This is a genomic window from Pseudomonas synxantha (assembly GCF_900105675.1).
Classification (GTDB): domain Bacteria; phylum Pseudomonadota; class Gammaproteobacteria; order Pseudomonadales; family Pseudomonadaceae; genus Aquipseudomonas; species Aquipseudomonas synxantha.
The window spans coordinates 2,078,625-2,104,686 of the sequence record NZ_LT629786.1 but is presented as its reverse complement, the minus strand read 5'-3'; the positions used below and the strand labels follow the sequence as shown (position 1 = coordinate 2,104,686).

At 59.3% G+C, this 26,062-nt stretch carries 29 protein-coding genes, 1 tRNA gene and 1 pseudogene; 18 read left to right on the top strand and 13 right to left on the bottom strand.

All coding sequences use genetic code 11. The annotated features are described in order from the left end of the window. Positions 1-35: 35 nt before the first annotated feature. The 7 genes from BLU48_RS10090 (at position 36) to BLU48_RS10060 (ending at position 7,477) form a co-directional block, all read left to right on the top strand. Positions 36-1,100: an NAD(P)H-dependent flavin oxidoreductase gene (locus BLU48_RS10090; protein WP_057023935.1), complete on the top strand. Its 1,065-nt coding sequence runs from the start codon at positions 36-38 to the stop codon at positions 1,098-1,100. A gap of 201 nt (positions 1,101-1,301) precedes the next feature. Further along, entirely contained in the window at positions 1,302-2,054 is a 753-nt protein-coding gene (gene modA / locus BLU48_RS10085) for a molybdate ABC transporter substrate-binding protein (RefSeq protein WP_057023936.1), read from the top strand. Beyond that, complete coding sequence (gene modB / locus BLU48_RS10080; protein WP_057023937.1) at positions 2,055-2,735, top strand: molybdate ABC transporter permease subunit; 681 nt, start codon at positions 2,055-2,057, stop codon at positions 2,733-2,735. A gap of 5 nt (positions 2,736-2,740) precedes the next feature. Then, positions 2,741-3,820, top strand: coding sequence for a molybdenum ABC transporter ATP-binding protein (gene modC / locus BLU48_RS10075; RefSeq protein WP_057023938.1), 1,080 nt, complete (start codon positions 2,741-2,743; stop codon positions 3,818-3,820). A 74-nt stretch (positions 3,821-3,894) separates the two neighbouring features. Then, positions 3,895-4,944, top strand: coding sequence for a DNA topoisomerase IB (locus BLU48_RS10070; RefSeq protein ID WP_057023939.1), 1,050 nt, complete (start codon positions 3,895-3,897; stop codon positions 4,942-4,944). Between the two features lie 124 nt (positions 4,945-5,068). Beyond that, positions 5,069-6,703: an ABC-F family ATP-binding cassette domain-containing protein gene (locus tag BLU48_RS10065; RefSeq protein WP_057023940.1), complete on the top strand. Its 1,635-nt coding sequence runs from the start codon at positions 5,069-5,071 to the stop codon at positions 6,701-6,703. 69 nt (positions 6,704-6,772) lie between these two features. Further along, the gene (locus BLU48_RS10060; RefSeq protein ID WP_057023941.1) at positions 6,773-7,477 is read left to right on the top strand and encodes a YoaK family protein; all 705 of its coding nucleotides are present in this window, start codon (positions 6,773-6,775) and stop codon (positions 7,475-7,477) included. A 148-nt stretch (positions 7,478-7,625) separates the two neighbouring features. On the opposite strand, the gene BLU48_RS10055 is transcribed toward BLU48_RS10060, so the two are convergent. The 4 genes from BLU48_RS10055 to BLU48_RS10040 form a co-directional block, all read right to left on the bottom strand. After that, on the bottom strand, positions 7,626-7,979 hold the full coding sequence (locus BLU48_RS10055) for a hypothetical protein (protein ID WP_056847811.1): 354 nt from the start codon (positions 7,977-7,979) through the stop codon (positions 7,626-7,628). A 172-nt stretch (positions 7,980-8,151) separates the two neighbouring features. Next, positions 8,152-8,463, bottom strand: coding sequence for an AzlD domain-containing protein (locus tag BLU48_RS10050; protein WP_057012487.1), 312 nt, complete (start codon positions 8,461-8,463; stop codon positions 8,152-8,154). Further along, positions 8,460-9,155: an AzlC family ABC transporter permease gene (locus BLU48_RS10045; protein WP_057023942.1), complete on the bottom strand. Its 696-nt coding sequence runs from the start codon at positions 9,153-9,155 to the stop codon at positions 8,460-8,462. The genes BLU48_RS10050 and BLU48_RS10045 overlap by 4 nt, the downstream gene beginning before the upstream one ends. Before the next feature lie 71 nt (positions 9,156-9,226). Next, on the bottom strand, positions 9,227-9,442 hold the full coding sequence (locus tag BLU48_RS10040) for a hypothetical protein (protein WP_046068240.1): 216 nt from the start codon (positions 9,440-9,442) through the stop codon (positions 9,227-9,229). Positions 9,443-9,617: 175 nt separating this feature from the next. Between BLU48_RS10040 and BLU48_RS10035 the strand changes: the two genes are divergently transcribed. From BLU48_RS10035 to BLU48_RS10000, 8 genes are all read left to right on the top strand, one after another. Continuing rightward, positions 9,618-9,974, top strand: coding sequence for a metalloregulator ArsR/SmtB family transcription factor (locus tag BLU48_RS10035; RefSeq protein WP_057024099.1), 357 nt, complete (start codon positions 9,618-9,620; stop codon positions 9,972-9,974). A gap of 19 nt (positions 9,975-9,993) precedes the next feature. After that, positions 9,994-11,277 carry an arsenic transporter gene (locus BLU48_RS10030; protein WP_057023943.1) on the top strand — a complete coding sequence of 428 codons (1,284 nt, stop codon included), beginning with the start codon at positions 9,994-9,996 and terminating at the stop codon, positions 11,275-11,277. A gap of 11 nt (positions 11,278-11,288) precedes the next feature. After that, positions 11,289-11,759 carry an arsenate reductase ArsC gene (locus BLU48_RS10025; protein ID WP_057023944.1) on the top strand — a complete coding sequence of 157 codons (471 nt, stop codon included), beginning with the start codon at positions 11,289-11,291 and terminating at the stop codon, positions 11,757-11,759. Between the two features lie 498 nt (positions 11,760-12,257). Then, the gene (locus BLU48_RS10020) at positions 12,258-12,869 is read left to right on the top strand and encodes a LysE family transporter (RefSeq protein ID WP_057023945.1); all 612 of its coding nucleotides are present in this window, start codon (positions 12,258-12,260) and stop codon (positions 12,867-12,869) included. 318 nt (positions 12,870-13,187) lie between these two features. Continuing rightward, entirely contained in the window at positions 13,188-13,481 is a 294-nt protein-coding gene (locus BLU48_RS10015) for a hypothetical protein (protein ID WP_057023946.1), read from the top strand. A gap of 235 nt (positions 13,482-13,716) precedes the next feature. After that, the gene (mgtA, locus tag BLU48_RS10010; protein ID WP_057023947.1) at positions 13,717-16,431 is read left to right on the top strand and encodes a magnesium-translocating P-type ATPase; all 2,715 of its coding nucleotides are present in this window, start codon (positions 13,717-13,719) and stop codon (positions 16,429-16,431) included. Positions 16,432-16,495: 64 nt separating this feature from the next. After that, positions 16,496-16,843, top strand: a complete 348-nt coding sequence (locus tag BLU48_RS10005; protein ID WP_057023948.1) for an SLOG family protein — start codon at positions 16,496-16,498, stop codon at positions 16,841-16,843. Positions 16,844-16,861: 18 nt separating this feature from the next. Beyond that, positions 16,862-17,683: a hypothetical protein gene (locus BLU48_RS10000; protein WP_057023949.1), complete on the top strand. Its 822-nt coding sequence runs from the start codon at positions 16,862-16,864 to the stop codon at positions 17,681-17,683. Here the strand turns inward: BLU48_RS10000 and BLU48_RS09995 are convergent. Next, positions 17,680-18,375, bottom strand: coding sequence for a tellurite resistance TerB family protein (locus BLU48_RS09995; protein ID WP_046072468.1), 696 nt, complete (start codon positions 18,373-18,375; stop codon positions 17,680-17,682). The genes BLU48_RS10000 and BLU48_RS09995 overlap by 4 nt on opposite strands. Positions 18,376-18,502: 127 nt before the next feature. On the opposite strand from BLU48_RS09995, the gene BLU48_RS09990 reads away from it, so the two are divergent. Further along, positions 18,503-19,030: a DinB family protein gene (locus BLU48_RS09990; protein ID WP_057023950.1), complete on the top strand. Its 528-nt coding sequence runs from the start codon at positions 18,503-18,505 to the stop codon at positions 19,028-19,030. 138 nt (positions 19,031-19,168) lie between these two features. Here BLU48_RS09990 and BLU48_RS09985 read toward each other — a convergent pair whose 3' ends face one another. Together BLU48_RS09985 and BLU48_RS09980 are read right to left on the bottom strand one after the other, a co-directional pair. Then, positions 19,169-19,375: a hypothetical protein gene (locus BLU48_RS09985; protein WP_057023951.1), complete on the bottom strand. Its 207-nt coding sequence runs from the start codon at positions 19,373-19,375 to the stop codon at positions 19,169-19,171. A gap of 93 nt (positions 19,376-19,468) precedes the next feature. Continuing rightward, positions 19,469-19,945, bottom strand: coding sequence for a hypothetical protein (locus tag BLU48_RS09980; RefSeq protein WP_057023952.1), 477 nt, complete (start codon positions 19,943-19,945; stop codon positions 19,469-19,471). A gap of 224 nt (positions 19,946-20,169) precedes the next feature. Here BLU48_RS09980 and BLU48_RS09975 point away from each other — a divergent pair. Both BLU48_RS09975 and BLU48_RS09970 read left to right on the top strand, forming a co-directional pair. Next, a tRNA-Leu gene (locus tag BLU48_RS09975) sits at positions 20,170-20,256 on the top strand. Between the two features lie 182 nt (positions 20,257-20,438). Further along, on the top strand, positions 20,439-20,615 hold the full coding sequence (locus BLU48_RS09970; RefSeq protein WP_082636681.1) for a DUF3606 domain-containing protein: 177 nt from the start codon (positions 20,439-20,441) through the stop codon (positions 20,613-20,615). A gap of 33 nt (positions 20,616-20,648) precedes the next feature. On the opposite strand, the gene BLU48_RS09965 is transcribed toward BLU48_RS09970, so the two are convergent. The 6 genes and pseudogenes from BLU48_RS09965 to pstB all read right to left on the bottom strand — a co-directional run bounded on the left by BLU48_RS09965 (position 20,649) and on the right by pstB (position 26,041). Continuing rightward, positions 20,649-21,560, bottom strand: coding sequence for an ADP-ribosylglycohydrolase family protein (locus tag BLU48_RS09965; RefSeq protein WP_057023953.1), 912 nt, complete (start codon positions 21,558-21,560; stop codon positions 20,649-20,651). Positions 21,561-22,021: 461 nt separating this feature from the next. Further along, entirely contained in the window at positions 22,022-22,366 is a 345-nt protein-coding gene (grxD, locus tag BLU48_RS09960; protein ID WP_197678343.1) for a Grx4 family monothiol glutaredoxin, read from the bottom strand. 327 nt (positions 22,367-22,693) lie between these two features. Further along, positions 22,694-23,614: pseudogene (locus BLU48_RS32650) on the bottom strand (IS66 family transposase). A gap of 285 nt (positions 23,615-23,899) precedes the next feature. After that, positions 23,900-24,526 (bottom strand): hypothetical protein, encoded by a 627-nt coding sequence (locus tag BLU48_RS09950; protein ID WP_057024100.1) that lies wholly within the window; start codon positions 24,524-24,526, stop codon positions 23,900-23,902. Next, positions 24,526-25,224 carry a hypothetical protein gene (locus BLU48_RS09945; RefSeq protein ID WP_057023955.1) on the bottom strand — a complete coding sequence of 233 codons (699 nt, stop codon included), beginning with the start codon at positions 25,222-25,224 and terminating at the stop codon, positions 24,526-24,528. The genes BLU48_RS09950 and BLU48_RS09945 overlap by 1 nt, the downstream gene beginning before the upstream one ends. Positions 25,225-25,279: 55 nt before the next feature. Then, entirely contained in the window at positions 25,280-26,041 is a 762-nt protein-coding gene (gene pstB, locus BLU48_RS09940) for a phosphate ABC transporter ATP-binding protein PstB (RefSeq protein WP_043047778.1), read from the bottom strand. Between the last annotated feature and the right edge of the window lie 21 nt (positions 26,042-26,062).

Genomic DNA, 26,062 nt, shown 5'->3' with positions numbered 1-26,062 from the left:
AGCGAAACGCCCTACCAACGCTGGAGACGCATCCCATGAGCACCTGGCCAGACACTCGTATTCTCGACCTGCTCGGCATTGATGTGCCGATCATCCAGGCACCGATGGCCGGGGCGACAACCACCGCCATGGTGATTGCCGCCCAGCAAGCCGGCGCGCTGGGCTCCATGCCCGCCGCCGCGCTGAGCATCGAGCAATTGCGCGAAGCCCTGACCATTATCCGCCAAGCCAGTACGCACCCGCTGAACCTGAATTTCTTTTGCCACCAGCCACCTGACGCCGATGACGCGCGTGACCGCCGCTGGAAGGATTTGCTGCAACCCTACTACCTTGAACTGGGCGCTGATTTTGACGCGCCGACGCCTGCGTCCAATCGCGCACCATTCAACGAGGCCGCTTGCCAAGTGGTTGAGGAGTTTCGCCCTGAGGTTGTGAGTTTTCACTTCGGCCTGCCGGAAAAAACCTTGCTGGACCGGGTAAAAGCCAGCGGTGCCAGAGTGCTGTCCTCCGCGACCACCGTCGAAGAAGCCATCTGGCTGGAGGAGCACGGCTGCGACGCGATTATCGCCATGGGTATTGAAGCCGGTGGGCACCGTGGCCTGTTTCTCAGTGACGACCTCAACAGCCAGATCGGCTTGATGGCCTTGGTGCCGCAGATTGTCGACGCGGTCAGCGTGCCGGTGATTGCCGCAGGCGGCATCGGCGATGCGCGGGGCATTGTCGCCGCCATGGCTCTGGGCGCCTCGGCGGTGCAAATTGGCACGGTGTATCTGTTCACGCCCGAAGCCAGCATCACGGCTTCCCACCATCACGCGCTACGCCATGCACAGGCCAGTGAGACCGCACTGACCAACCTGTTCACCGGCCGCCCGGCGCGGGGCATCGTCAACCGTGTGATGCGTGAACTTGGCGCCGTCAACCCAGCCGCGCCGGCGTTCCCAAAAGCCGGTGGTGCATTAATGCCGCTCAAGGCCAAGGATGAAGCGGGTTTCAGCAACCTATGGGCGGGCCAGGCCCTGGGGCTTGGCAAAGATTGCTCCACCTATGACCTGACTTGCGAACTGGCCGAGCAGGCACTGGCCAGGCTCACGCGTAACTGAGTCAGGCATAAATATGTGGGAGGGGGCTTGCTCCCGATGAGGGAGTGCCAGTGAAATACATCAGCGATTGACCCTCCGCCATCGGGAGCAAGCCCCCTCCCACATTGGCACTGTACCAGCAATGGTCGTCCGCTATATATTCACATACATAGCGTTTAAACCTTCTACCCGACCACGCCGTCCATCCCAAGGAGTTGCTCCATGATCACCCGCGTCTCACGCCTGGCCCCCCTGCTTGCCGTATTTGCCTTGGGTTCGGCCCACGCTGATGAAGTGCAGGTGGCGGTGGCTGCCAACTTCACCGCGCCGATCCAGGCCATTGCCGCCGACTTCGAAAAAGACACCGGCCACAAACTGGTCGCGGCCTATGGCGCCACCGGGCAGTTCTACACTCAGATCAAGAACGGCGCGCCGTTCGAAGTGTTCCTCAGCGCCGATGACACCACCCCCCAAAAGCTCGAAGTTGAAGGCGATACCGTCAAGGGCTCGCGCTTCACGTACGCCGTCGGCACCTTGGCGCTGTGGTCGGCAAAGGAAGGCTACGTGGATGCCAAGGGTGACGTGCTGAAGAAAAACCAATTCCAGCACCTGTCCATCGCCAACCCCAAAGCCGCGCCCTACGGGCTGGCCGCCACCCAAGTGCTGGCCAGGCAAGGCTTGACCGAACAGGTCAAGGGCAAGCTCGTCGAGGGCCAGAACATCACCCAGGCCTATCAGTTCGTGTCCACCGGCAATGCCGAGCTGGGCTTTGTTGCCTTGTCGCAGATCTATAAGGACGGCAATGTCACTCGCGGTTCAGCGTGGATTGTTCCTGCGTCGATGCACGACCCGATCAAACAGGACGGCGTGATCCTCAACAAGGGCAAGGACAGCGCCGCCGCCAAGGCCCTGGTTGACTACCTCAAAGGGCCGAAAGCAGCGGCTGTAATCAAATCCTACGGTTACGAGCTGTAAATGCCCCTCTCGAGTGCTGATTTTTCCGCGATCTGGTTGACCATCAAGCTGGCGTCACTGACTACTGTGATCCTGTTGATCATCGGCACTCCGATTGCGCTGTGGCTGTCGCGCACCACCTCATGGTGGCGCGGCCCCATCGGTGCAGTGGTCGCATTACCGTTGGTACTGCCGCCAACGGTCATCGGTTTCTACTTGCTGTTGACCATGGGCCCCAACGGTTACTTCGGCCAGTTCACCCAGTGGCTGGGCCTGGGCACCCTCACCTTCAGCTTCGCCGGGCTGGTGATCGGCTCGGTGATCTATTCCATGCCTTTCGTGGTGCAGCCATTGCAGAACGCCTTCTCTGCCATCGGCACCCGCCCGTTGGAGGTGGCTGCGACCTTGCGCGCCAATCCGTGGGACACGTTTTTCACAGTGATCCTGCCCCTGGCGCGCCCGGGATTTATCACCGCATCGATCCTCGGCTTTGCCCATACCGTCGGCGAGTTCGGCGTGGTGCTGATGATCGGCGGCAATATCCCGGACAAGACCCGGGTGGTCTCGGTGCAGATCTACGACCACGTTGAAGCCATGGAGTATGCCCAGGCTCATTGGCTGGCCGGTGCCATGGTGGTGTTCGCGTTCCTCGTATTGCTGGCGCTGTACTCCAGCCGCAAAACCAAGATGGGCTGGAGCTGAACGCGATGATTGATATACGCCTGCGCTTGAAATACTCCGCCTTTGCCCTGGACGTCGACCTGCAATTGCCCGGCCGCGGCGTTACCGCGCTATACGGGCATTCCGGCTCCGGCAAGACCACCTGCCTACGCTGCATCGCCGGTTTGGAGCGCGCCGAAGAAGCTTTTGTGCAGATCAACGATGAGGTCTGGCAAGACAGCCACAAAGGGCTGTTTGTGCCTGCGCATAAACGCGCCTTGGGTTATGTGTTCCAGGAAGCCAGCTTGTTTCCCCACCTATCGGTACGGGCCAATCTGGCGTTCGGCCTCAAGCGCATTCCACGCCAGCAAAGGCGCGTGGACATGGCCCAGGCCACCGAGCTGCTGGGCATCGGCCATCTGCTCGAGCGTCAGCCACAACACCTGTCCGGCGGCGAGCGCCAACGCATCGGCATCGCCCGCGCCTTGCTTACCAGCCCCAGGTTGCTGTTGATGGATGAGCCCCTGGCGGCCCTGGACAGCCAACGCAAAAGCGAGATCCTGCCTTACCTGGAACGCCTGCACGACGAGCTGGATATTCCGGTGCTGTACGTCAGCCACGCCCAGGATGAGGTCGCGCGACTGGCCGACCATATCGTCTTGCTCAGCGAAGGCAAGGCCCTGGCCAGCGGGCCCATCGGCGAAACCCTGGCACGGCTCGACCTGCCGCTGGCCCTGGGCGACGATGCCGGCGTGGTGATCGCTGGCAGGGTGATTGCTTACGATGAGGACTACCAGTTGCTCACTCTGCAACTGCCCGACTGCCCGTTACAGATTCGCGTGGCTCACACGCCGCTGGCGTTGGGCCAACCGCTGCGGGTCAAGATCCAGGCACGGGATGTAAGCCTCAATTTGCAAGCGGAAGCACACAGCAGCATCCTCAATCGGCTCCCCGTCACCGTCACCCAAGACATTGGCGCGGATAACAGCGCCCATGTGCTGGTGCGCCTGGATGCAGGCGGCACGCCGTTGCTGGCACGCATTACGCGCTTCTCCCGCGACCAGTTGCACCTGCATCCGGGCCAAGCGTTGTGGGCGCAAATCAAGGCCGTGGCGGTGCTGGCCTAACCAATTGGCACGACCGAAAGATGCTGCGGTCAATCAGACATACCGGCCTGTTTTGTTGTCAAGGAACCCGCACCATGCCTGATTCTTCGTTGCCCGCCGACCTGCCCCGCGACCTGCATTACGTTGACGACACCCAGCCTGGCATTCGCCGCAAGAAGGTGAGGGGTAAGTTCCAGTACCTGGACGCCAAAGGCGAGCGCATCACCGATGCCGACGAAATCAAACGTCTGAACGCCCTGGCCGTACCACCCGCCTACACCGATGTGTGGATCTGCGCCGACCCTCAAGGCCATTTGCAGGCCACCGGCCGCGATGCCCGTGGCCGCAAGCAATACCGCTACCACCCACGCTGGCGCGAAGTGCGTGACAGCGACAAGTACTCGCGGTTGCAGGCCTTCGGCAACGCCTTGCCGAAATTGCGCAAACAGCTGGAAGCACAGATAGCCGAGCCGGGGTTTACCCGCGAAAAGGTCCTGGCGACGGTGGTGATGTTGCTGGATGCCACGCTGATTCGCGTCGGCAATACCCAGTACGCCCGCGAGAATAAATCCTACGGCCTGACTACCCTGCGCAACCGTCATGTGGATATCAAGGGCAACGAGATCCAGTTTCAGTTTCGTGGCAAGAGCGGTGTCGAGCACCAGGTCAGTGTCAAGGACCGGCGCCTGGCCAGTGTGGTCAAGCGCTGTATGGAGCTGCCCGGGCAGAACCTGTTCCAGTACCTGGACGAAGACGGTGAACGCCATACCGTCAGTTCCCACGACGTCAACGCCTATCTGCATGAACTGACCGGCGAAGACTTTACCGCCAAGGACTATCGCACCTGGGCCGGCACGGCCATGGCGTTGGCGGTATTGCGCGAGTTGGCGTGGCAGCCGGAGTCCGACGCCAAGAGGCATGTGGTGGCGATGGTCAAGGACGTTGCCAGGCAGTTGGGCAACACGCCTGCGGTGTGCCGCAAATGTTACATCCACCCTGCGGTGCTTGAGCATTTCAGCCTCGGTGAATTGTCGAAGCTGCCCAAGCCCCGAGTGCGCAAGGGCCTGAAAGCCGAGGAAGTGGCCCTGGCGATGTTCCTTGAGAAATTGGCCGAGGACTTGCCGCACAAAGCCAAGGTGGGTTAGCCTCTGCGTCCCTTCTGATTAACGGGATGACCGCCGACGTGAACAACTAAGCCTTCCAAAATGTATCTGCAACGAGCCGCCTGGTGCGCTTGTTGGCCTGTTCGACATTTTTTTGGAGGTGCTGATGACTGACGTCACCCGGCTGCCCGTGCTTGTTTCCCTGCAACATGTGTCTTTCCAGTTCGCCAATGGCGAAACCTTGCTGGAGGACCTGAACCTGTCCATTGATCACACGCCCACCGGTATCGTCGGGCGCAATGGCCGTGGCAAAAGTATCCTGGCGAAGTTGCTGGCCGGGGTATTGCTGCCCTCCTCCGGCAGCTTGAAAAAGCCGTCCAGCGTCGTCTATGTGCCCCAGGCGCTGACGGTTCAAGCAGGCGCAACGGTCGCCCATATCACCGCCACTGAGCCTGCCTTGGCGGCCCTTGAACGTATGGCCCGAGGTGAGGCCCGTGTCGGTGACCTGGAACTGATCGACGATCGCTGGGACCTGGCCGAGCGCTTGCGCCTGGCACTGGATGCGGCGGGTTTGCCAACCCTCAGCGCCGGCACCCGGGCTGATCAACTCAGCGGCGGCCAGTTGGCTCGGGTCGCCCTGATCGGTGCGCTACTGGCGGCGCCGCAGTTGCTGATTCTGGACGAACCGAGCAACCACCTCGACAGTGCCGGGCGCGCTTGGCTGCGACGGGTGCTGGCCGATTGGCGCGGCGGCCTGGTGGTGGTCAGCCATGATCGACAGCTACTCAACGCCATGGGGCGCATCATCGAATTGTCACCCCTTGGTGTCCAGGTTTACGGCGGCAACTACGATGCCTATCACCAGCAACGGGAGACGCAGCAGCAGGCCGCCATCGCGGCGTGGGAACATGCGCGCCAGACACGTAGCCGTGAGCGTCGACGCCTGCAAAAAGACCATGACAGCCTGCAGCGCAACGCCGCACGCTCGCGTAAAAACGCCGAGACCGCCAACGTCGACCGCTTCACCAAGGCGCGCTGGAAAGGCGCCGCCACGGAAATTGTCAGCACTGTGCGCAGCGCTCATCACGCGCACAAAAACCAGCTGGATGAACAGGTGCGTCAAGCCTACGAGCGCGTGGTGGACGAAGCGCCCACCCTGCTTGCCTTGCCAGGCTCGACGGTGCCCAACGGCCGGCAAGTGCTGACGTTGGAAGGTGCGCAGCTGCCCTGGCTCGATCCGCTGGCGCCCTCCAGCTATCTGACCATTAACCTGGCGGGGCCCGTGCGCGTTGCAGTGCGCGGGCCTAATGGTTGCGGTAAATCCACCCTGCTCAAATTACTCGCCGGCCAATGGCAGGCCGTGAGTGGCGAGTGCCAGGTGGCGGTGTCCAGCGCTTATCTCGATCAGCACCTGGCGCTGCTGGATGATCGGCGTTGCATCATCGAACAACTCAACCTGCTCGACACCCCGCTGGCTGAAGCTGAGCTGCGTACGCGCCTGGCGTTACTGCAACTGGATGCGTTGCGGGTCACCCAACCAGTGGCGCAACTCAGCGGCGGCGAACGCCTGAAAGCCGCGATGGCTGTTGCCTTGTGGCGTGCTATCCCCGCACAACTGCTGCTATTGGATGAACCTACCAATCACCTGGACCTGGAATCGGTGCTCGCCTTTGAGCAAGCGTTGAAAAGCTTTAGCGGCGCGATGCTGGCTGTCTCCCATGACGAGGCTTTTCTACAGGCGATTGAGCCGACTCATCATTTGACGTGGCACAGTACCGGCTGGCAACTGGAGTATGCCTGAGGTCATTGCACCCGCACGCAAAGCGTCCTACGGTAGTGGCCGGATAATCTCACCGAGGAAACCGGCCCCATGCTGCCTTCGTCCCGCAAGCCTTACACCAACGTTACGCTCGCCCATCGACAGCGCTGGCGCGGGCGGGTGGGTATGATGCTGGTGGCGTGCCTGTCGGTGCTGGCCGGCATGACCGACGCCATTGGCTTTATGGCCAGCGGCGATTTTGTCTCGTTCATGAGCGGTAACACCACGCGGTTGGCGGTGGCCATCAGCGCCGGCGACCTTGGGCTTACCGGGCGCCTGGTGCTGTTGATCGCGACCTTTGTGCTCGGTAATGCCTTGGGCGTGATGGTCAGCCGCTTCAGCAAGCGCCACGCGTTGCCGCTCTTGTTGTGCATCGGCACCTTGCTCTGTGGTGGGGCGCTATGGCCGTCGACAGCGACCTTACCGGCTCTGCTGGCGGCGATTATCGCCATGGGTATGCTCAACGCGGCCGTCGAGGAAGTGAATGGCTTGCCGGTGGGGCTCACCTATGTCACCGGCGCGCTGTCGCGCTTTGGGCGCGGGCTGGGGCGCTGGCTACTTGGCGAGCGTCGCAACGGTTGGCGCGTGCAATTGGTTCCCTGGGCCGGGATGTTTATCGGTGCGGTGATCGGCGCGCTGCTGGAACAGCAGATGGGCCTGCGTGCGCTGTGGGTCAGCGGTGCATTGGCGGGGCTATTGGGGCTGGTGACACTGATGATCCCGCGGCGCTGGCACCTGGGTTTCATGCCGCGTTGAGGCGGGACAAAGAGGTGCTCGCCCGACGTTTAGGCCTCGACATCCGTGTACCGGTAAAGAGCCATCACGTCGAGCGAGCGAGTGAATCATAAGACAATGCCCGGCGGCTGTCCCGCCAGGCGTTTCGCAATATGACTAAGGCAAGGTATTACAGACAAGTGGCGAGCGCAGCCAGGCGGCGCTTGGCCGGCATATTGTCTTCAGCGGCGTAGTACTTGACGCTAGAGCCCGCACCCGTGCTTTGTACGTCGACAAAGTAGTCGCCACCGGTGGTGTAGACTGTGAAACCACCGGCCTCGGTAGCCTCCTTGAAACCGCCGGCGTCGACGCCAAACACGCTTTCATCCTGCCAGCCGAACTGGATGCACTGGGCAACCACCAGGGTGGCCTTGTCCGATGCCAGGGTCTTGTAGGGGCTGCCGGCACGGGCCTCTTTCATCTTCGAGCCCGCGCAGCCGGCCAGTGCTGCCAGTACCAATGCGCCAATTACCAGCTTGTGCATGCCATTGCTTCCTTGGAAAAACCGTGACTCTACCATTGTGCCGGGGTCAACTGACGCGCCCATGAACTTTGTTTCACTGTGAACGGCATACTCGCCGCCTATAGTGGCCAAGCTCATTTTCAAGAAGCCTCCCTTATGCCCGCCCTCCCGCGGGCGTTTTTTTGCCTGGGTATCAGAGCCACCAGCGAAACAGATAGAACAACGCCATGCTCGACAACACGGTGATCAATACGCTGCGCGTCCAGAACATCAACGCCACGGCGCAAATGGCGGCCAGCAAGTAGGGGTTGGTCGGGCTCAGGTTGAGCTGATGGTCCGCCAGGAAAATAATCGGCCCGCAGATTGCTGTGAGCATGCCCGGCACAGCGAACCCCAGGAACTCACGGGCGCCGCGATTGAGCCGCACGGGCAGGCGCGGTTCGAGAAACACATAGCGATTGAAAAAAACCACCAGGCCCATGGCCACAATCATCAAGTAGATCATCGTTGCCCCACTCCCAGGCGCTTGCAGGCAAACCCTGCGCTCATCCCCAATACCCCCGAGACCACCACCGCCGATTCCCAGTGCAGATAGCTCAGCCACACCGAACACAGCAACGAAACTGCCACACATACCACCGTGGGCACATCGCGCACCACGGGGGTAATCAGGGCGATAAAGGTGGCGGCAATCGAGAACTCCAGCCCCAACTGGTCCAGGCCGGGAATGCTCTTGCCCAGCACAATGCCGGCCAGGGTGAAGAGGTTCCAGATGATATAAAACGTCAGGCCGACGCCCAGGGCGTACCAGCGATTGAAGGTCTGACGGTCGTAGTGGTTGACCAGGGCGAAGAACTCATCGGTCAACAAGAACCCCAGGCTCATACGCCAGCGGGTGTTGAGCGCCGACAATGTGGGGCGCATATGCATGCCGTAGAGCAGGTGCTGGGAGGTCAGCAGCAAGGTGGTCAACACGATAGAAATCAGGCTGGCGCCGCTCTTGACCATGCCGATGGCGACCAACTGCGCCGCACCGGCAAACACGATGGCAGACAGGCCCTGGGCTTGCAGCGGGGTAAATTGCGCATCGATGGCCATGGAGCCGGCGAGCAACCCCCAGGGGGCGCAGGCCAGGGACAAGGGAATAACGGCGATGGCGCCGCGGGTGAAGGCGTAATGAGGTAATGCAGTGGGCATGGAAACGGCTCATCGACAGACAGTCGACAAGCATGCCAGCGCAATCGGGGGCTTGTCTTGAACGATCTTGCTCAGGCGAGCTTCACCGAAACCAGCTCCACCGAATCCCGCGCTTCACGCAATTCGTAAGCATCCTGGTTCAACCGGTGGATGGTGTTGAGCAAGCGCTGGCGCAGGACCTCATCGCCGAGTTTTTCCACGGCGCGCATCAGGTCGAACGCCGCGGTTTCGTTATTTTCCGCGACGGAATCCAGGGTCTTGCGCAGGTTGCGAGTGGCACGGGTCACGCGGGTTCTTCCTTCATCAGCAATGGGCAGGCACTTTAGGACCTTTGTGTTTCATTTTAATTTCAAACAGTTGTGGCTGTTTCCAGGGCATTTGATCCATATCAAATGAAACAAGATTTGACCGAAACATATGGAAATACGTATATTCGAATAACCATATATACAGGCAATGGCCATGTCCAATTTCCTCTCTCCTCCCACCCTGTTCAAATGCCTGGCTGACGCAACTCGCGCACGCCTGGCGTTATTGATCCTGCGCGAAGGCGAACTTTGTGTGTGCGAACTGATCCATGCCTTGGACGATAGCCAGCCCAAGATCTCCCGTCATCTGGCGCAACTGCGCAGTTGCGGGCTGCTGCTGGACCGCCGTCAAGGGCAATGGATCTACTACCGCATCAATCCGGCACTGCCCGCCTGGGTGACTCAGGTGCTGGACACCACCTTACAAGCCAACCAGCCATGGTTGCAGAACGACGCACTGCGTCTGGATGCAATGGGCAATAGACCACAACGGGCAAGCACCTGCTGCTAAGCCATCGGAGCCTTTATTCATGCTTGTCGCAATTGCGATTTTCCTCGTCACCATCGTGCTGGTCATCTGGCAGCCTAAGGGCCTCGGCGTGGGTTGGAGCGCCACCCTGGGGGCGATCCTGGCCCTGGCCTTTGGGGTAATCAGCCTGGCGGACATCCCGGTGGTGTGGCACATCATTTGGAACGCCACCGGTACCTTTGTCGCGCTGATCATCATCAGCCTGTTGCTCGACGAAGCCGGGTTCTTTGCCTGGGCCGCCCTGCATGTAGCGCGTTGGGGCCGTGGCCGCGGGCGGCGCTTGTTTGCCTATATGGTGCTGCTCGGCGCGCTGGTGTCGGCGCTGTTTGCCAATGACGGCGCGGCGCTGATCCTCACCCCCATCGTAATGTCGATGTTGCTGGCCTTGCGTTTTTCTCCGGCGGCAACCCTGGCATTTGTCATGGGCGCCGGGTTTATCGCCGATACGGCGAGCCTGCCGCTGGTGGTGTCGAACCTGGTCAACATCGTCTCGGCGGACTATTTCAAGATCGGCTTCAACGAATATGCCGCGGTGATGGTGCCGGTGAACTTGGTCAGCGTCGCTGCGACCCTGGCAGTGCTGTTGTGGTTTTTCCGCCGCGATATTCCCCAGACCTACGACCCGGCCGACCTCGCAGACCCTGCCAGTGCCATCCATGACCGAGCGACCTTTCGCGCCGGCTGGTGGGTACTGGGCATTCTGCTGGTCGGCTGTTTTGCCCTGGAGCCACTGGGCATTCCCATCAGTGCGATTTCCGCGGTATGCGCGGTACTGCTGCTGGTGATTGCCGCCAAGGGTCACAAGATTTCCACGCGCAAGGTCCTCAAGGAAGCGCCCTGGCAGATCGTGATCTTTTCCCTGGGCATGTACCTGGTGGTGTATGGCCTGCGCAATGCCGGCCTGACCGACTACCTGGCGACCTGGCTCGACACCTTCGCCACCTACGGTGTGTGGGGCGCCGCCATGGGTACCGGCGTGCTGACGGCACTGCTCTCATCGGCGATGAATAACCTGCCGACGGTGCTGATCGGCGCGCTGTCCATTGAATCCAGCCATGCCGTGGGCGTGGTCAAGGACGCGATGATCTACGCCAACGTGATCGGCAGCGACCTGGGCCCGAAAATCACCCCCATCGGCAGCCTGGCGACCTTGCTGTGGCTGCACATCCTGGCGCGCAAAGGCATCACCATCACTTGGGGCTACTACTTCAAGGTCGGCATCGTGCTGACCTTGCCGGTGCTGTTGATTACCCTCGCCGCCCTCGCCCTGCGCCTGAGCGTCTAAAGGAGCCTGCAATGAAAGTGCTGTTCATGTGTACCGCTAACAGTTGTCGCAGTATTTTGTCCGAGGCCATGTTCAATCACATGGCGCCTGAGGGCTTCGAGGCGATCAGCTCCGGCAGTTTTCCCAAGGGCCAGGTTTTGCCCCGCAGCCTGAGCACGCTGCAGGCGGCGGGCATCAGCACCGAAGGTTTGTACAGCAAGGGCAATGACGCTTTTGAAGTTAACCCGCCGGATGTGGTTATCACGGTGTGCGACAACGCGGCCGGGGAAGCTTGCCCCGTGTATTTCGGCTCAGCGGTGAAGGCGCATTGGGGGTTGCAGGACCCTTCCCACGTGCAGGGTGATGAAGCCCAGGTAGACGCTGCATTCAAGGCCACCCTCGACATTATTGCCGCTCGCTGCGAGGCGTTTTTCGCGCTGCCATTTGCCAGCCTCAACTCGGATGAATTGAAGGTTGAGCTCGAGCGTATAGCCTCAATGTGAGAGTGGGCTTGCTCCCGATAGCGGAGGGTCAGCTACAGATGAGCTGACTGACACACTGCTATCGGGGCATGGGTATCTACACAACTTCTGGTACGCCGCAGTCCCCTGTGGGAGGGGGCTTGCTCCCGATGGCGGCCTGGCAGCCCACCTGGATGTTGGAGTTTGATCGAGTACATATCCGTTATTTGGGTAACGGCCACTATTGGTTACGCCCGTACATGCCCCACCACTCGGCACCTCGCTTCGGCTCGGTGTGCCCAAATCCCTGTCGGATTCCGGCCAGCGTGGTTTAACGGGGCGCCTGAGATCAAAAGCAGATCAAGGACGGCTCGCTTCGCATCGTGGTTACGGTTGGGTCGGCTGATATAAAGTTGTGTAGATACCTACGGCTATCGGGAGCAAGCCCCCCCACATTTGGATCGTGGACCATGCAAATCTGCATGGTTTCTTAACCCTGTGCTGACGTATGCTTTCGCACTTTCCTGGAAGGATGCGGGCATGCTGACGATCTTTTTCTACGCACTGGTTTTCGGTTTCGTGTTTTGCCTCTCCCCCGGCGCCGTACTGGCGGAGACCCTACGCCGCGGCTTGCTCCACGGTTTCACACCGGCGCTGCTGGTGCAGTTCGGCTCACTGGTGGGTGACGCCGTTTGGGCCGTGATTGGCCTCACCGGTATCGCGCTGCTGATCCAGCATGACGCGGTGCGGGTGCCACTGACTATCGTCTGTGCGCTGTACCTGGCGTGGCTGGGCATCCGCAGCCTGATCGACGCCTGGCACTTGCCCGCAGCCAGCGACGCACCGGCCAGTACCCGACAAAATGCATTGGCCGTGGGCGCGGCGATTTCCCTGGCCAACCCGAAGAATATTGTCTATTGGGGCGCGCTGGGTAGTGCGCTGTCGGGCATCGTCGGCACCACGCCCAGCCAGGGGCAAACCCTGATGTTTTTTGCCGGCTTCATGCTGGCGTCGGTGCTCTCGTGTTTCCTGGTTGCCGCACTGGTGAATTTGTTGCGCAAGAACGCATCACCGACTTGGCAGCGTGTCAGTTATGCCGCATGCGGTTTGGTATTGATCTACCTGGCGATACTCGCCGCCCAAGGTATATGAAGTTATATACCCAGCAACTTGCGCACGCCTCTTGTCTGAATGAATTCTGAACGCAGGTTGATTTAATTAATCATGCGTTGACATTCTGACATGGCCTGAGTAGATTGCCCGTGCCCGCAACTGGGGCCTTTTTTAAACCTCACAAAAGAAGCCAATGGACACAGTATCTAGTCGCTGTCCGAGCACCGCATCCGCGGGCATCGGGCGCCAAACCCAGAATATGACAGGACTCGCCTTCCAGGTCCGGTAAGCTGCGCTAGAGCTCGATGCTCCACCGTAACTGCCTCACCGGTCGCGTGTCCGGTCCCGAGGTGTGTTATGACCTTCCAACTCATTGCTTTGCCCGATGTACGCACGCTGGCCGCCGCCCTGCGCGCCAAGCTGTGCCGCGATCCCGTGGGCTTTTCGCCTACCCGCTCAACCTTTGCGGCACCCTCCCCTCAAGCCCGCCCGGCACCGCCGTTGGCGCACTGGCGTATCTGCCCTGACAGCGGACAACTGGTGCAGCACTGGGACCACGCCGACCCTCAAGACCCGCAGAGACCCAAGGTTTTCAGCCTGGCACAAGCCAGCTTGATGCTCTGTGTTTATGTGAGCGCTCGCGCCGCCTGACTTGGCTGGAAACTGCAACTTTCTTATTAATACCCTGGAGTTCTTTATGAATACGTCCAGTAGTAGCCCGCTGCGCGCAGATTAACTAACGCGCTGTTAGCGGGCACCCTAGAAGTTATCTGAACACATTATTGAAACCGATCGCGAAGTCCGCGGCTCGGCATGCTTTCGCTCGCCTCTATGCAGGTAAGTACCGGGTATGTTTTGTCGAGAATTGGCGACAGGAGCACAGACAATGAGCGCCGTAAAAAACCTGCCTCTGCACAAGAAAAATGGCACCGCTACCGACACCAAACTGTCGATGCGCGCCGCCCGTGAAGCCCAGAACGGCTTGGCGGCTACCCTCGCCAACGTACGTGCCACCCAGGACGGCCTGACCGAACTGGACGCCTCGGCGCGTCTGCAACGCGAAGGCTACAACGAAGTCGCCCACGACAAGCCGCCACACGCCATGGTCCAGTTCCTGCAGGCGCTGAACAACCCTTTCATCTACGTACTGCTCACCCTGGGCGGCATCAGCTTTGTCACCGACTGCTGGCTGCCGATGCAGGCAGGCGAAGAGGCCGACCCGACCAAGGTCATCATTATCATGACCATGGTGCTGCTCAGCAGCCTGCTGCGCTTCTGGCAGGAGCACCGTTCGGCCAAATCCGCCGAGGCGCTCAAGGCCATGGTGCGCACCACGGCCACCGTGCTACGCCGCGAGCAGGTCGGTGCCCAACCTACCCTGCGCGAGGTGCCGATGCGCGAGTTGGTGGCCGGCGATATCGTGCAGCTGTCGGCCGGTGACATGATCCCTGCCGACATCCGCCTGATCGAATCCCGCGACTTGTTTATCAGCCAGGCCGTCCTGACCGGTGAAGCCTTGCCGGTGGAGAAGTACGACACCCTCGGCGATGTCACGCAAAAATCCGCCTCCAGCCTGGCCGCCGATCAGGGCAATCTGCTGGACCTGCCGAACATCTGCTTCATGGGTACGAACGTGGTCAGCGGCCGCGCCAAGGCTGTAGTGGTCGCCACCGGGCCGCGCACGTATTTTGGCTCCCTGGCCAAGGCGATTGTCGGCTCGCGGGTGCAAACCGCCTTCGACCGTGGAGTGAACAGCGTCAGTTGGTTGCTGATCCGCTTCATGCTGGTGATGGTGCCCATTGTGTTCTTCCTCAATGGCTTCTCCAAGGGTGACTGGGGCGATGCCTTCCTGTTTGCCCTGGCGGTGGCCGTCGGCCTCACTCCGGAAATGCTGCCGATGATCGTCAGCGCCAACCTGGCCAAGGGCGCCACGGCCATGGCTAAGCGCAAAGTGGTGGTCAAGCGCCTCAATGCGATCCAGAATTTCGGCTCGATGGACGTGCTGTGCACCGACAAGACCGGCACCCTGACCCAGGACAAGATCATTCTCGAGCATCACGTCAACGCCTTCGGCCGGCGCGATGATGCAGTGTTGTCCCTGGCCTGGCTGAACAGCTTTCACCAGAGCGGCATGAAGAACCTGATGGACCAGGCCGTGGTGCAGTTTGCGCAACAAAACCCCAAGTTCCAGGTGCCATTTGCCTACAGCAAGGTCGATGAATTGCCGTTCGACTTTGTCCGCCGCCGCCTATCCATCGTGGTCAAGGACGCTGCCGGTGATCATCTATTGGTGTGCAAGGGCGCCGTGGAGGAGATGCTGAGCATTTCCACCCACACCCTGGAAGGCGGCACCGCCGTACCCCTGGATGATCGCCGCCGTCAGGAGCTGCTGGCACTGGCTAATGACTACAACGAAGACGGTTTTCGCGTGCTGGTGGTGGCGACTCGTAATATTCCCAAGGCATTGGCACGCCAGCAGTACACCACCACCGATGAACGCAACCTGGTGATCCAGGGCTTCCTGACCTTCCTGGACCCACCGAAGGAAACCGCAGGCCCGGCGATTGCTGCGCTGCAACAAATTGGCGTGGCGATCAAGGTGTTGACCGGCGACAACGCCGTGGTCACCAGCAAGATCTGCCGCCAGGTCGGCCTGGAGCCGGGCCAGCCGCTGCTGGGCGTGGAAATCGAAGCGATGGACGACGCCACCCTGCTGCGCCGCGTGGAGGAGCGTACGGTATTTGCCAAGCTGACGCCGCTACAGAAATCGCGGGTACTCAAGGCGCTGCAAGCCAACGGCCACACCGTCGGTTTCCTCGGCGACGGTATCAACGATGCGCCGGCGCTGCGGGATGCCGACGTGGGTATCTCGGTGGACAGCGGTACGGATATCGCCAAGGAATCAGCCGACATCATCCTGCTGGAAAAGAGCCTGATGGTGCTGGAAGAAGGCGTACTCAAAGGCCGCGAGACCTTCGGCAATATCATGAAGTACCTGAACATGACTGCCAGCTCCAACTTCGGCAATGTGTTCTCGGTGCTGGTAGCCAGTGCGTTCATTCCGTTCATGCCGATGCTGGCGATCCACCTGCTGCTGCAAAACCTGATGTACGACATCTCCCAGCTGGCCCTGCCGTGGGACAAGATGGACAAGGAATACCTGGCCAAGCCGCGCAAGTGGGATGCGAAAAACATCGGCCGCTTCATGATCTGGATCGGGCCTACCTCCTCGATCTTCGACATCACCACCTTCGCGCTGATGTGGTACGTGTTCGCGGCCAACAGTGTGGAAATGCAGACCCTGTTCCAGTCCGGCTGGTTTATCGAGGGGCTGCTCTCACAAACCCTGGTGGTGCACATGCTGCGCACCCGCAAGATCCCGTTCTTCCAGAGCACGGCTGCCTGGCCGGTGCTGATGATGACCTGCATCGTCATCGCCCTGGGTATCTATGTGCCGTTCTCGCCACTGGGCACCCTGGTAGGCCTGCAACCGCTGCCGATGGCGTATTTCCCATGGCTGGTGGGCACCCTGCTGGCGTACTGCTGCGTGGCCCAACTGATGAAGACGATCTACATCCGCCGCTTCAAGCAGTGGTACTGATCACCCCGCCGTTCAAACGGTGGCGGTCGCCCGGCCGTCACCGTGCAATACAAGGATGCTCCCTATGCGCGTCTTGATCTGTGCAGGTCGTCATTACGCCGACACCAAGAAGTCCCGCCATGTGCTGGACGCCTACCACCGCCTGCGCCCGGTGCAGGTATTGATTCACGGCGGCAACCAGTTCCTCGGCAGCGAGATTGAGGAATGGGCGCGGGACATCGGCATCGACGTGGTGCGTTACCCACCCAATTGGCAACGCCACGGCAAACAGGCGGAACGCCAGCGCAACCACTTCATGCTGGCCGACAGCCGCCCCGACGTGATCATCGCCCTGCCCGGTGGCGACGACACCTTGGAGCTGGTGTGCCAGGCCAAAGCCCGCGGCATTTCGGTGCTGACTGTAGAAAGCTGAATTCAAACGAGGTGCATCATGCACAAACAACACACCCCAAAGCGGCAGGACGGCTTTGCCAAATACCGTGCCCGCCACTATCGCGGTGCCCGCCACACCTTGCTGTTGTTGCCACCGGCCAAGCGCCGTGCATTGCAGCGCAACCTGATTTTTATCGGCGTGAGCCTGGGCGCGGTGTTGCTCATCGCTCTGTTTTCCAAGGCCCATGCCGCCGGCGGTGCTTATGTGGTCGATGACGGCGCCGTCAATGCCCCGGGAGAATGCAATGTCGATGCCTGGTACAGCGCCAATCGACACGCGGGCAGCACCCATAACACCACTCTGTCGCCGGCGTGTACGTTCAGCGCCATGCCCACCGTGCAATGGGGCGCCGTGTTGTCTCGCGCTACCACCGCAGGCAAAGGCGAGACGCAGATCAGCCCGCAGGTAAAGGCGCAGGTGTTGTCACGGGAAGACGTGGGGCTTGAGCTGGCGATTGCCGCCGGGGCGCATATGGCCCTGGATCGCCAGCACGGGTTTGACGGGGCCGATTTGAATGTCCCGTTGACCTGGCAGCCTCTGGCGCCATTGCGCCTGAACCTGAACGTTGGCTGGAGCCACGCCTATAACGACGGTGATCAACAGCATCGCCTGACCTGGGGCACGGGGTTCGAATATCAGTTGGCGGAGGGACTGACCCTGATCGCCGAACGCTACGGCCAGGCAGGCGGTGAGCAAGCGTGGCAGGCCGGGCCGCGATTCCACATCTTCAAACTGTTCGATGTGGACGTGGTGGTCGGGCGCAGCCTGATTGGGGAACGCGCCCAGTGGCTGACCACTGGGGCGACGCTGAGGTTCTAGGCTTTTGCCTGCTGTTCCAGGTGCAGCTGCAACTGCGGATCGATTTGCAGCTGCCCGGCCAGATCGTCGAGGTAATTGCGCTCGGCGTCCTGCTGATCATTGACCAGCATCACGCTGGCCAGGTAAATCTCCGCGGCGAGCGCCGGGTCATGGGCATACTCGGCAAAATCCGAGGCATCCAGAGGCTTGGCGACTTCGGCGTCGAGCCACTGCTGCAACTGGGGGTCGTCGGTATGGCGGCCGATCTCTGCAGAGATCATCTGCTGCTCTTGCGCATCGATAGCCCCATCGGCCTTGGCCGCCGCGATCAGCGCACGTAATACGCCATGGCTATGGGCTTCGGCTTGCGCCCCTTCAAGCTGGTCAACGGTCTGGATAGCCTGCTGTGGGGCTGTGGCCTGCTGGCGTTGCCAGGCTTGATAGGCCTGGAAAGCCGCCATCCCCAGGGACGCCAGCGCCGCGTAATTCATCCCGCCGCTTTTACGCGCCTGAGTGCCGCCGCCGGCCGGTGCACCGCCCAACAAGCCACCCAGGCCACCCAGCAAGCCACCCAAGCCACCGCCAGCTGCAGCACCACCGGCACTGGTGCCCTTCAATAAACCACCGAGCAACCCGCCCAGACCGCCGCCCGAAGCGCCGCCGCCTTGCTGCCCTGCACGCAACAGTTGTTCCAACAGATCGCTGGTATTCATGGTGTCGCCCTCCCCGGGCGCAAAAGTGGCGTTTATCAAACATAGTCCGCCTGCGATGGAACACCATGACCGCCGGGCGGGCAAGCTTTATGATGGCGCCACTACACCGCCAAGGGAGAAAGTATCGGTGAACCGCATCGAGCAGATCGCGCTGATGGCCAACTACAACCAGTGGATGAACCGCAAGGTCTATGACGCCGCCGGCACGTTGACCGACGCGCAATTAATCCTGGACCGGCAGGCGTTCTTCGGCTCGATCCTCGGCACCTTGAACCACCTGATGCTGGGCGACACGGTCTGGCTCAAGCGCTTTGCCGAGCACCCGGCTGACTTTTCGGCACTGGCGCCGTTGAGTGCCATCGCTACCCCCGCCGACCTCAAACAACTGGCCTTTGCCGATCTAAGTGAACTCTCGGCCCATCGCGCCTGGCTGGACCAACTGATCATCGATTGGGCCTACAGCCTGCAAGAGTCCCATCTGGACCAGCATCTGCGCTACCACAACATGCGCGGTGTGGCCGCCGAGAAACCCTTCTTCGGGCTGCTGGTGCATTTCTTCAACCACCAGACCCACCACCGGGGCCAGGTGACAACACTGCTGACCCAGGCGGGGGTGGACGTGGGTACTACCGACCTGCTGGCGCTGATTGATTGAGCGCGGTGTAGGCTTGCGCTAATGCCGATCAGTCAAGGCTTTTTGTAGGAGCGAGCCTGCTCGCGAAACACTCACAGACACTGCGCTCATTCAGGAAGCACGCGTTATCTTGACGTTTTTTCGCGAGCAAGCTCGCTCCTACAGAGGGCGAGGTACGGCTTGCCCCGGCACCCGCCTCGCACGGGCCCTGTACCCCGGCAGCGCCGCAGCATACGCCAGCGCCTGCTCGCGGGAATTGAAGGACGCCAACCTGTCGTTGTGAGTGCACACCCGCCACGGCCCGAAGTTGACCTGCACGATGTCATAGCCATTGAGTTGCAGTTTTTTCAACATTGAAGCGCTCATAGTCACCTCGCTTTCCTGAGATTTTCTGGCGTTACAGCTCCAACCTTACACCCGCATTCGGCGCCGTGACTGACCGCGTGTCGCACGGCCAGGTCACTTCACCTTGTTGCTCAACGTCTCAACGCTGCGTTTCAGATCATCCAGGCTGCGTTTAAGGCCGTCGATCTCGCCTTTCTGCCGGTCTATCGTATTTTTCTGCTCATCCACCGTGCGCTTGAGACTCGACAGCTGACTGTCACTGCTGCTTGAACTCGACCCGTCCTTACGCTTGAACTCGTCAAATGCCCGATCCTGACCATCCACTTTGGTTTTCAGACTTTGCAGCTCGCTCTCGCTACGCTTTTGCGCCGCTTGCAACGTCTCGATATCGCCAATGGAAATACTCGACGATTTCAGCACATAGGTATTGCCAGCCTCTATCGAGGCGCCCGTCAATCTATCTGTCGACGATGCACTGAACTCTCCCCAACGCACCGCACTCGCCGCCTGCGTCGGGCTGGCCATGGCCGAACCCAGCAGCCCCGCTACACCAAAAGCCATCATCCAAGAATGCTTACGGACACTGAGCATCAACTGATTCCTTCGCAATTTGCCGGGATGGCATATCGCTATGACTGTCATTTATGAGGCTCGTTCCTGTGCCGCATAAATTGATCAGAACTTAACTCGGCAGACATGTAGATGACTGATCTGCCACGCTTTTTCATGCATACCTTCGTGCACGAATGCGTGTTTCGAGGTTGCGCCGAAGCGACAGGATCTATATATTCCCAACCCTGCTACACCGCGCTACCGCCCGAATGGCGAAACTGGTAGACGCATGGGACTTAAAATCCCCCGCTCGTAAGGGCGTCCCGGTTCGATTCCGGGTTCGGGCACCATAGATATCAAGGGCTTGCCAGGGAAACCTGGGCAGGCCCTTATCTTTTCTGCTCCGCAATCCTCTCCTCCGCGTTTTGTCATATCCAGCTCCCTCCTTAAATCTCAACCGAACTACCCGCGCTTTCAAATGCTCTACCGAAAGACGCCTGAACATCTCCAGGCCAACCCGCAGGAGTGGACTATGTCTGACGATCTGAAAAACCGTGGCCCTCAAGACCGTGCTCGAGTGAACACTTCAGAAGCTTGGGAGTTGAAGTATTGGACGAAGGAGTTTGGCGTGACTGAGCAACAGCTCAAGGATGCGGTAAAAGCCGTTGGCCCGATGGTTACAGATGTGCGTAAGAAACTCGGCCAATAGCATCAAACTCGCCCTGCGCTTTTGCGGGGCGCGTTAGTGATCGTCACCCATCTGCATTAAGGCATCGGCCGTACTCTGGATATGCTCACGCATCCACACCTTGCCCAGCCAATCCTCGGGAATACCTTGCACACCATAATAGGCGCCGGCCACCTGCCCAACGATTGCTGCGGTAGTGTCCGCATCGTCTCCCAGGTTCGCAGCCATCAGCACGGCCTCGGCAAAGCTATCCGTCTGGTGCAAGCACCACAGTGCCGCTTCCAGCGAAGCGACTGCATAACCTGAGCCGACAATGTCAACGCAGGCCTTTTCTCGATAGTGCCCTTGGGCAATGGCTATCACTTTTGGCTCGGTCAAGCCGGAGCATTCCACCTGAAACACCTGCGCTTTGGCATCACCACGTAGCGCGCTGGTAAGCACCCTCGAAAGTACCAGACAACACTCAACCGCTTCTAGAGCGGCGTGTGTCGTACGAGAGCTATCGGCTGAAAAGGTCTGGATTCGACTGCTATCAGGGAAGTAGAAGAGCACGACAGGGGCGAGCCGCATGATTGAACCGTTGCCCGCTGAGTAGCGATCCGTGGAACCGGCATAAGGATCGCCGCTGCGTTGAAAGTCGGCCAGTGCCTGACGCACCGTCAGGCCAATATCAAAACAGTCCCCCGTAGAGCTCAAGTACCCCGACGTCCACCATTTCAAGTAACGGGCCATCTGATCGCCAGCGTCAAAACCACCTTTGTGCAGCAGGCTCTCAGCCAGACAGAGCGCCATGGAGGTGTCGTCAGTCCATTGACCAGGCTGCAGATTAAAAGGGCCTGCGCCGATCATGCCAGTAACAGCCTCAAATGAACCACGCGGCATAAACTCAACCGTGGTTCCTACGGCGTCACCGCAGGCCAGGCCCAGCAGACAGCCACGAAAACGATCCGACAGAGAGATAGGCATTTGTAATCAGCTCATTGATAAATCAGGTCGCAGCACTATTGCAGTTCCACTCTGCTTGGTATGTAAGAAGTGACCGACTAATTTGTGTGACATGCTGCACTGCAATAGATACGAGGCTATCGCCCACCACAAGACAGGCTGATGACGCCAACACAAATGAGGCCATATCAGCCTGCAAAAAGAGCACGAATTTATTCTTCAAAACACATTCATATAAATCTGACACCTTTTTCAGTCATTTTTTGTAGGCACTTCAGCGAGTTAGCCGCTAGGCAAGTGCCATTTAAATCCTCCCCACTTTTTCGTGCATTTTCTTTTTTTCGATATAAACGGGGCGAAGCAATTAGGTATTAGGCGTTAAGCCAGTTTCTGCTGCTCTAGCAAGCACTGGCTTAGCCATGCCCTGCCTTTTTTCAGTTTGCCTTATTAAGAAAATCTTAGCGCTGGCGACAATACTTTGTTTAAGCGCCTAGCATTTGTTGTAACTCTCCGGTTCCATACATATCTATCATGATGTCGCTCCCGCCAACGAACTCTCCCTTAACATAAAGCTGCGGAATAGAAGGCCAACCAGAATACTCCTTTATCCCCTGTCGCAGCTCGGCATCTTCAAGAACGTTAACTGTTTTTATCACACCGACAGCGCAGTCATTTAATATTTTAATGGCTGCTGCGCTAAAACCACATTGAGGAAACTGTGCTGTACCCTTCATGAATAGAACGATATCGTGATTTTTTACGATATCATCGATTTTTTGTTGTGTGCTCATCACGCCACCTGTTTTAGAAGTATCAGAGAAAAGCATGTTGCGCGCATGCGTGTGTAGATTTATAACTGTGGTTTTATTTGATAGCTACTGTTAAATATGACAGTTTCTTGGTGTATTTTGTTATATGTACGCATTATTCAGAAGCTTTAAATATAATAAGCATGACTGGAGCACGTTAAAACTGAAACTCTACGTGAAATTGCCGCGAGCGCCGCGGCTGAAAGTACGTACCCTTGGTTGCCAACAGGGCAAGCACGGCTTCTTCAATCAGTTTATCGTCGTATTCCATGATCGTTGCTCCGCTCGTATTCTTTAAAGCTCACCGTAAATCCTGCCAGCCAGCAAGATGGATAGCGCGTTTAACTACGCGATACCCGGCGAGCAGTTCCAGGGCAGTAAAGCTTCGTAATCCTCAACCGAAGAAGCCGTAGGCAGGCGCTCAAGTGCGTGGCGCAGCCACGAATAGGGGTCTTGGCCGTTGGTTTTGGCGGTCTCGACCAAGCTGTAAAGTTGGGCACTAGCCGTCGCGCCTTTGGACGTGTCACTGAACAACCAGTTCTTTCTTCCGATCACGAAGGGCTTGATGGCTCTTTCGGCAGGGTTGTTGTCGATGGCATAGCCTTCCTCGACGTACCGCTCTCCTGCGCGCCCAGCGCGTTGCAACCGACGTAATCATCGGTCATCACGTAGCCGCGATAGCCATCAAGCAGGCGCGTCGGCACCTCCTGAGCCCGGCTGGTAGAGTAGTCGAAAAGGAACACTGGTTTATCGGGTCGGCCGCCGGTTTGCACCCATATCCAGGACTGGCTGCTGGGCTCCCGATCTTGGGCTGTCCATACTTTTTTTCAATCAACTGAGCGGGCTTGTCCGCAGTACCGGAGCCGTTTCACAGGCACGGCAATCGTAGACCTTACGGACGTGTTTGATCACGCGGATTTGCATCGGCACGATTTCAAGCTGCTCGCTGAGCACCTCGCCGATGGCGTGTTTGCGGCAGTCGCAGGCACAGGTCAGTTCATGTTCGGGCAGTTCGTGGATGACTTCGATGCGGGGGAGATCGGCCGGCAGCACTTTGCGTTTGCCACGCCGCTGGGTCGGCGCAACAGCCTCTTCTTCTGCCGCTTCATCAATGGGCTCGACGACGCTTTCCGCCTCATTGAATAGGGCCAACTGCGGCGTTGCCGGATCAACCGCCTGTTCGGACTTGCGTCCGACCAGGCGCTGACGCAACAGCGCATTTTCTTCTTCGAGGAAACCGACTCTGGACTGCATCTTCGCAAGCATCTGCTTGAGCAATTCAGGCCAACGATTCCCAGACAAAAAAAGCGGACAGCAGGCTGAACCCGGTCCGACGCAGTAAACGCCACATTCTCTAGATCCCTCTATGTGGCCTTAAGCCACCAATGAAGGGCGATCATAGGATGTCATTTTGATGGCGTCAATTAAGCGTGCAAGTTTGTTTGATCTCTAACACTCGGCGAATAACGCTGAAAAGTATGACTTTTTCATCTGCACACTCATCATCGGCCACGGGCATTCAAGCGTTTTTTGCGTGACACCCGTTTGACCTCAGGAAGAAAAAACCTCAGCGCCTTGACGTGCCGGCTGGTGATATCGAGGCATTTGCTGCCTGACCAATTGCGCCTGAACCCCCGCCACCGCATCGAGCACTCTCTGCGCCCACTGCTCATCCTGCGGGTCAACCACGACCACACGAAAGCCATGATCGTGACCTTCAATGCGCACGCCCTCGGAGTCATCCACGTGCAAATCAATATCGAAAGCCGGCGGGAACTTCGACGGAGTATTGGCCAGCCCGTGCGCACTGAGGGCGTCGTTATGCAGGGTGCTGTTCACCACCCCGTCAACGCGGATGCCGTACAGCATCAACCAACGCCTGATATAGGAAGGTGCCCGACCCGACGAGGTATAGACCCAGATGCTGCAACCCTGGCGCCGCAGCTCGCGGGTCAGGGAACGGGTGCCGATACGCAGCGGCTCGCCCCACCAGCGATGGGCGCAGGCTGGTAGCCAGCTGCTCTCCACGGCGGAGTGATGGAGCTGGCAGGCCAGGGTGTCGTCTATATCAAACGAGATGCGTATGCGCGGGCGCGTGAACGCGCGCGTGGACAGGGCTTGTACGACTCGGCGGGCGGAGGTTCGGCATTTGCCCGCGAGTGTTGGATACCAACGCATCATTGGCCTTCCCCATGGATGGGCTGCGGTGTGTCGCTCAAGAAAAACGCCTTTGGATCAGGAGCCTGTTCCTCCAGGAAAGCCGCGTATTTTTTCTTGATCTTGGGCAATTCATACAACGCCTTGACGCCATGCTTGGCCGAGTTGCGGATCACCGAGGACGGGTTGAAGTAGCCCTCGGCATTTTCCAGTGTCAGCACGAACGGAGGCAAACCGGCGCGCATCAGCAGGTAGCTGACGATCAGCGAGCCGCTGCGGTTGTTACCTTCGATAAACAACTGCGGCTTGCTGAGGATACGTACATAGACACCCGCCGCACGCTTCCAGACGGACTCACTGCGATACGCGCAATACCAATTGAACAAGTCCTTGATGCCGCCTTCAACGTTGTTGAAGAAGTGCTCCTCGGTCGCGGCCAGGTGCTGGGAGTATTCCACCCGACGCGCCGGGTCTCGACCGCACAGGACCGTGGCATTGATCTCCAGCATCAAGTCCAGATGATGAAGATCAAACAGGTCGACACCCCGGGCCACATAGTCGTCAATCAGCGCGTAACCCTCAAGTACATTGAGCAGCACTTCGTCGGTCAAGGGGTCACGCGGCTCGGTAAATTGCGTGCTGAGCTCGGCAAAGCGGCCCTGCACTTTACGCAGGGCGCGTTCAATCGCTGACAAATCAAGACGATGGGTTACAGGCATTGATATTCCCGGGAAGACGTTGGCACAGGTACCGCCTTTATCGAACATGGATGGCTCAGCTGAACTTACCGCTGATGTAATCCTCGGTCATTTTTTCCCGTGGGTTGCCGAACACCTGGGTGGTCGGGCCCATCTCCACCAGGTAGCCAGTGCGCGTGCCCTGGGAAATATCCACCGAGAAAAACGCCGTGGTGTCCGCCACGCGGATAGCCTGCTGCATGTTATGGGTCACCAGGGCGATGGTGTAGTCCTTCTTCAACTCCACCATCAGCTCTTCGACCCGGCGGGTCGCAATCGGGTCGAGTGCCGAGCAAGGCTCATCGAGCAGCAGCACTTCCGGCTCGGTGGCGATCGCACGGGCAATACACAAACGTTGCTGCTGACCGCCGGAAAGCGACAGGCCGCTGACCTTGAGCTTGTCCTTGACCTCGTCCCACAGCGCCGCACCCTGCAAGGCGTGCTTGACGCGATCGCCCAGGTCGCCCTTGTAGCGGTTCAGACGCAGGCCGAACGCAACGTTGTCGAAGATGCTCATGGAAAACGGGTTGGGCTGCTGGAACACCATGCCGATGTAGCGGCGTACCACCACCGGATCGACGCCCTTGCCATACACGTCTTGGCCGAGGAAATGCACATGGCCTTCGAAACGAAAGCCCTTCACCAAATCGTTCATGCGGTTGAGGCTGCGCAGCACGGTACTTTTGCCGCAGCCCGACGGGCCGATGAAGCCGGTGATCTTGTTTTTTTCAATCGGCACATGGCTGTCACGCACCGCCATGAAGTTGCCGTAGAAGATCCTGTCCAGCTTGCAGTCCATGACCACAGGCGACTGGGTGAC